The 6551-nt window shown below is 38.3% G+C and carries 10 protein-coding genes; all 10 read right to left on the bottom strand.

The window, feature by feature from the left end:
- Nucleotides 1-273 precede the first annotated feature (273 nt).
- The 10 genes from GT575_RS14760 to GT575_RS14725 all read right to left on the bottom strand — a co-directional run bounded on the left by GT575_RS14760 (nt 274) and on the right by GT575_RS14725 (nt 6288).
- A complete protein-coding gene (locus tag GT575_RS14760; protein ID WP_161172301.1) occupies nt 274-1209 on the bottom strand; it encodes a hypothetical protein in 936 nt (311 codons plus the stop codon).
- Between the two features lie 364 nt (nt 1210-1573).
- Nucleotides 1574-2446 (bottom strand): AAA family ATPase, encoded by an 873-nt coding sequence (locus GT575_RS14755; protein ID WP_161172300.1) that lies wholly within the window; start codon nt 2444-2446, stop codon nt 1574-1576.
- A complete protein-coding gene (locus tag GT575_RS15355; protein ID WP_279284680.1) occupies nt 2443-2574 on the bottom strand; it encodes a hypothetical protein in 132 nt (43 codons plus the stop codon). Before GT575_RS15355 ends, GT575_RS14755 begins: the two co-directional genes overlap by 4 nt.
- 11 nt (nt 2575-2585) lie before the next feature.
- Nucleotides 2586-2924, bottom strand: coding sequence for a hypothetical protein (locus GT575_RS14750; protein ID WP_161172299.1), 339 nt, complete (start codon nt 2922-2924; stop codon nt 2586-2588).
- Nucleotides 2887-3057, bottom strand: coding sequence for a hypothetical protein (locus GT575_RS14745; protein ID WP_161172298.1), 171 nt, complete (start codon nt 3055-3057; stop codon nt 2887-2889). The genes GT575_RS14750 and GT575_RS14745 overlap by 38 nt, the downstream gene beginning before the upstream one ends.
- A gap of 337 nt (nt 3058-3394) precedes the next feature.
- A complete protein-coding gene (locus GT575_RS14740) occupies nt 3395-3574 on the bottom strand; it encodes a hypothetical protein (protein WP_161172297.1) in 180 nt (59 codons plus the stop codon).
- A 13-nt stretch (nt 3575-3587) separates the two neighbouring features.
- On the bottom strand, nt 3588-5423 hold the full coding sequence (locus GT575_RS14990) for a hypothetical protein (protein WP_192935003.1): 1836 nt from the start codon (nt 5421-5423) through the stop codon (nt 3588-3590).
- An 86-nt stretch (nt 5424-5509) separates the two neighbouring features.
- Nucleotides 5510-5677: a hypothetical protein gene (locus GT575_RS14735; protein WP_161172296.1), complete on the bottom strand. Its 168-nt coding sequence runs from the start codon at nt 5675-5677 to the stop codon at nt 5510-5512.
- Nucleotides 5678-5716: 39 nt separating this feature from the next.
- Entirely contained in the window at nt 5717-5983 is a 267-nt protein-coding gene (locus GT575_RS14730) for a hypothetical protein (RefSeq protein ID WP_161172295.1), read from the bottom strand.
- Entirely contained in the window at nt 5983-6288 is a 306-nt protein-coding gene (locus GT575_RS14725; protein ID WP_161172294.1) for a hypothetical protein, read from the bottom strand. The genes GT575_RS14730 and GT575_RS14725 overlap by 1 nt, the downstream gene beginning before the upstream one ends.
- Nucleotides 6289-6551: the final 263 nt, after the last annotated feature.

Here is a 6551-nt window from a genome sequence, read left to right as displayed (position 1 = left end):
ACGACCAGTGACAGTGTTAACGCAACAAAATCAAATATAAAATAGTGAGAAAGTTGCTTTAAAAATAACACTCAACATAGCATAATCTAATAAAATATGCTATATTTTTTCGTAAAACCTGAGTTTAACGAACAGATGCAACCACCTATGTCTAGGATACTACCACCCGATTAATCTCTTGTCAACATATTTTTTCTGGTGTGCTTACCTCTATTCGTTAAACTTGTGTTATATCAAATAGATACTTCCTTACCCTTTGTTTGAATTCCTTTGCTAAAATGGACTTTTTTCATCCATGAATTTAATATTATGCCAGTCTCCAGACAAGTCAAAATTCCTTTCAAGTTCTTTGAGTCTCATCATCAAGCTACATATGACCTTAAAATCATATTCGAGCCTTACGCCATGCTTTACATATGGCTCAAGTTTCTTTTTCAGCTTATAGTTAAGCATACCATAATATGTTTCAAAGTCTCCCGCATCAAGTTGATTAAGGAGCAATGCAAGTACTCTGTTAGTACCAGACAGTCCAAGCATTAACTCACTCTGACTGTTAGTGTCAATATACACCTGTGGCATCGTAGGCAGATCAGCTTCACCAAACGTTATTTCTAGTCTGGTGAGATCTTCAGACAAGCCGGACTCAAGCGTTTTATCATAGAGCTTTACAAAACCCTCCTTGTTACGTTGTCCAAGGTATGTGGTAACTCCCTTCCTTGAACTCTTATGGTATGTATAATCTCTTCTGTCCTTGTAGAAGCAAGCCTGTGACCTTTTCACCGGCACATCTATTGCTAAATCCCACCTCACGAGCTTTAGCCAGTGTTTAAGACAGTTTGGACGAAGCGCATCAATTACCATCTTCAGAACATCCGAGTCGACTTTATTTGGATTAAATTCCAAAAAGCATTTGAATACATCGTCTCTGTTAACTCCATTTAGTCCGATACCGACCTTTATCACACTGCTGTCTCTATCATCATAATCAGATGTGAACGTGAACAGGTCTTTATATCCAAAGGCTCTGGAGGTTTTAAAGAGGTCGGCTCTTATATTATCACTCAAGTAATCATACAATTTTTGCATATCATGTGACATACTTTCACAGGCGGTTTTATCGAACGCAAAATCATATCTAACCATATCTACGCTATATGTTATTTCCAGTTTTTCAAAGATAGTTTTCTCATAAATTAAACCGTATCTCATACAGTTTACTACTCCTCTCTTTTTCCATTTGGAAACGAAATCCCACTATTAGTCATAGGGGATTCACGTCAAGTAATTTTACTTTACTATGTGTCTTGCAAGGTTTATCAAGTTGTTAACCAGCCGTAAGAGCTGATTGAGTATTGAGAGTATATATTTCATGTAGTACCTCCACGTGTAGTCCACAGCACTCTGCCTGTCAAGGCACGGCGCGGAGGCCTTTAGGCCTTGACAGGCAGAGCACTGAGGACATATTTATAGTTACCAGGGTGATGGCATCACCCTGCTGACAGCACTGATTTAATCATGTTAAACGCACTGGATGCATGGCAGCCGTGCGCGGCGGCTTAAGCCGCACGCTGCACTACCTCTTTCTTTTCCTGTAGCGTTTTTTGATTCCAGTCGCAAAGTCAATATTGGGTTCAATTACTCCCTGTGCTGAGAGTATCTCTGCATCTGTCAGCATGTCTTTTTTCTTCAGATCATCTACTATAGCACTTGTGTCATATGCTAAGTAGTCCTTATCAAACACGAACTTGTATTTTTTCGAGAGTGGCTTCAGCATGTCGATATTGTCGCAGTTTTCAAAACTCACAGCGTCATACTCTCTTATAGCCAGTATTCTCCACATTTTGTTAACACAGTACAACGACCCTGTTATCTGCCTAAGGAGCGCATCAACGAATTTAAAACGCTGTGCAGTGCATATAATGCCTATTTTGTTCTTACGCACCTGTAAGAGTCTCTTGAGCAGTTCCGTGCTGATGTTATCCTTGTAATTTCGAGAGTTCCATATTGCTCCGACCTCGTCAAAGACAAAGATAGTAATATCTTGTTCTTCCTGTTCAACATTCTTCAACTGCTCAGCGGAAATGAATGGTGTATATGGCACGTCCAGAAGTTCCACGTTTGAGATCAAGTGAATGTGCTGTGTGACAAATTCCTTTTTATCATCAGACCAGACAGAAAGCCCATCATACTTGTTGAATATACGGCGGGCTACCATGGTCATATCAAGAGTTTTACCAGAGCCAAAGACTTTATTTCTATGAGCAGTTACCATAAATATTCTGCCATAGTCCTTGCACTCGTTATACTTCTTGTACTTGAAATATTTATAAATGTCCACCACTGCATTAGTTATTATGTGGTAAAAGTGCCTTATAAAGAATGGGATAAAAGGCATGTACACACAGACCACTATTATCAGACTGACTGTTAGTATAAACTTAATCATAAGCGCAACCCCCTAAAGCATCCGAGAATAACAGCAAGGAATAATAACATTATCATCCATGCAAATATCTTAGCTGCCATCATGTAAAGATCGCCATTGCTATACAGGTCAAGTATTAAATCACTCATATTATCACCCCTTAAAACTTCTTGAAATCGCACAGAATACGATACACTGTACGGACAACATTCCACATAATCCAGAACATTAACTCTATCGCTATCAGCACAAGAACATTGTATATGTCCGTATTACTCCGTGCCTTAGTCTGAAAACCTGCATCACCAGCCGTAGCAACACCAACATTTAAACTTATCCCATCTGTCACAGGAACAACAGTATTCTTACTCACATCATAGCTGTACACGTGCGATACCATAGATGCATGTACATCGCCAATGGTAGCTATCTGATAGATACTAAAGCCCAAGACTACTAAACTACCAATCAAAATCATTATTTTCAATTTTCGATTCAAGATACTCACTCTCCTTATCCTTATACTCATTAAACGTCTGTTCATCACGTTTGAATTCGTTAAGCTCCCTATACTCCTTGATGAGCTGAAGACTGCCAGCTACGAATACAACCAGACACAAAAACGACCACATAATAATCACCTCACTTTGTATATATACAATCTGCACAAACAAACACCACTGCAGCGGCGTGGATCAGACATGCAGCGCACACATTTTATTGTCATTTTGTACAAATGCACCTGCAGAACTGTCAAGATCTCAACCGCCTGTTTCAATTCCAACAACTTCGTGATAAAATTATATTTATCAATAAAACTACGAAAGGAGGTAAAACATGTACAGCTACCATAACTACTTATTTGATTTATGGTTAATCATACCGATACTAATAATAGCAGGCATAATTATTGCTATATGGGGAATAAGAAGAAACAAGAAGGCTGAAAAATAAATTCCAGTCTTTTATTTATTCATCCCCACTTTCCGCTATCCCACGTATGAAGTAATATAACAGTGTTCCAACGAGGGAACATATAAGAAATGTCATTATAATGTTCCATATCGAAAAACTTATATCTCCCGCATTGAACTTATGGTTAAGAACACTAAATATACACTTTGCTATAGCCTTAACACATTCAATCATACATACACCCCCCCTACTTTTTAAGCAGTTTATAAATACTGATAACCGCTATGACCACTACGGCACCGATAACCACAGTCCAGAAGCTGGCAGGTATAAACTCAAAAAATGCCGCTATTACTGGGAAAAGCCCATCCTCACCATCAAGCAGAGCCTTAAAAAATGCAACTATTCCTTTAAGTATTGACCAAAAGCCGCTTGCGCTGGGATCTGTGACAGTACCAGAACCGCCGCCACCAGAACCACCAGAGCCGCCATCACCACCAGAACCGCCATCACCGCCAGAACCGCCGTCTCCACCATTACCACCATCACCGCCAGTTACATTAACAGTAACGTTAATAACAGTCTTATCGCCATCATTCCCAACAACCTGAGTAACCTTTTTATCTTCTCCTTCTCCATCAGTTACAACATTCGGCTTTATCTCAGATTTATCAATAGGAACATCAGGGGTTAAATCAGTTTTAGCCATAGTCCGATAATCCCATTTAAAACTTCTAACATCCGAACTAGCTCCTTTTCCACTTTTCCACAACATAATAGTTGCATAAAGGTCACAGGAAGAAACCGAAACTATGTCGCCAGCATCAACTCCACGCAAAGCAGCTATAGCTTCAACCACAGAAGATACGCCATCTGCCCACAAGGCTCTTTTACTTCCAGCATAATCAGCAAAAACAAAGTCAGATAAATAACATAAAAAACCATCTTTATTTTTTGATAAATCAAAATACTGATAATCAGATGAATAAACATGTTCTTCATAAACATTCGATTTTAGAGTATACAAACATTTAAAAGAAAACTGCACAGATACTTTAAAATATTCAGGAGAATATACCATGCTATAAAATGAATCATAGTTATATCTTGAATTAAAACGGAATATTTGCTTCTCACCTACAGAAGAAGGAGTCAAAGAGCAATCGAAGCTATCCCAGCCGAAGGAATCACAGCCCTCCTTTTTCTTCTCGACATAATCTGGATTCTGATTATCTGCTAAATCTGTCTGACCTTCCAGAAATTTCTTACAATTTATATAATCTTCTATATAACCAGTTTCATTTTCTGCACACTTTACAAGAGGTATATTTGTAGCCATTAACCGGAAGTCACCAAGACCAGTATCAGCATTTTGTACTTTAAAACGAAACCCCCTATAACCTATTGAAGAATCTTTTTCAAAAAAAGAAGTATCACCATTCATATCACCATGAACGACACTAAAAAACTTATCATAACCGCCTGCAAGATTGCCGCCAAGGGAAGAAATACCACCAACATCAGACGAAGTAAAAACACGCGCGAACTCATATAGATTATAATAAGAATCATCAGACCCAGCAGTATTAGCACTATAAGCCATACATATCTTTGAACCGCTAGGAACCCACATGTAATACGCATGTATACTTGCCCCTGTTCCATATTGCTTTGAACCAGAAGTCTCATACAATACAAAGTACAAATCATTAGAGCCTGTAAAATCCTGAGTGCCTAACTCAGCGAGAAAGTCAGACCATTGTTGTTGATTACTTTTTATAGCGGGCTCACCATTTTCTTTAAAACAAGTATTTTCACACTCATACGGACTAGGGTTTTTATACACCGCAGACGCATTATCTTTATTTAATTTTGTTTTAAAAGACTTATTTTGATAAAGATAACCACTCTTAGTAACATAGTCTTCACCGTGCATATATGGCGCGATATTTGAACCAAGTTTTGTATCATCCGTTGAACCATCAACAGCAAGCACTACAAACCGAGGACATAAAGAGCAGAACATCACCAGAACCGCCAGCAAAATATACATTACCTTGATTCTGCTCATTTTCTTTACCATTTTTTCACCTCCCAAATTTTTCTAAAATAATAGGGCGTATCTCTACACCCTATTACAAAACAACAAAGATATTTTACCCATAAGGATTAGCCACGTGCTGCCTTTATGAGCTTCTTGAATACGATGCAACCTGCACCGATTACAGGAACTGCAATAAGGACCATAAGCAACGGATTACCTGCGATCGTATCAAGCACTGTGCCCATTACTGTAGAGAGATTCCCTACTGCGGTTGTAACTGCTGAAAACTCCATATCATTCACCCCCTTTACTTATATTTTTATATAAAGGGTTTACCCTAAATATCTAATAATGTCTATTGAACCCAAAGAACCTTTAATCTCACGTAAAAGTTCCTTGGAATAAATACCATCAATAAGCACCTCTATAAAGTCAATTTGTCCGAGAAGGTAACAAAGTTGTCGAACAGCTGAGAATTTCTCTACAGGGGACTCAATTAAGTCTACAATTTTTCCATCGAGCTCCTTGGCGCGTTCACACATACCCTTGTATACATCCATAAGTACACATACAGGGACATTAACAAAAACGATGCCCATTACTTAACACCTCCACTCTTCTGCTCTGGCAAATCAACGTGAGTGATTTTGAGTTTCTGAGTACCGTTCTTCTCAACGACATCTATATACATCATGCATGGGACGAACTGGTCAACCTTCTTCACAATGTCCGCATTCTCACCGCAGGTACATTTAAATACCTTCGTACCATTGCTAAGAACAACAACATAGTATGTGGTTATCTCTCCAGTTTTCTTATCGACGATTGTTTCCTTAGATTCTGCCACTTTGATGAAGCGACCCTTGAATACACAACTGATTTCAGAATTGTTTGAATTTACCATAAAAAAACCTCCTAAATAATAACTGATAATTTATAGTTAACATCTAGGTGGTTGCAAAAATTCCTGTGACCCTTGCCACTTTACCGCTTTTAGACGGATATACGTTTAACGGAATACGGGCGTATCTATTAACGATAAACAAAGAGTTTAGCGAATAGAAACATATAGACCAAAATACATTCCAATTGTTGAGTGTTATTTTTAAAGCAACTTTCTCACTATTTTATATTTGATTTTGTTGCGTTAACACTGTCACTGGTCGT

The sequence above is a fragment of the Coprococcus sp. BIOML-A2 genome (assembly GCF_009875795.1).
GTDB classification, from domain to species: Bacteria; Bacillota; Clostridia; order Lachnospirales; family Lachnospiraceae; genus Coprococcus; species Coprococcus aceti.
Note: the sequence above shows the minus strand (reverse complement) of the source record. Positions and strands in the feature narration are given on the sequence as shown.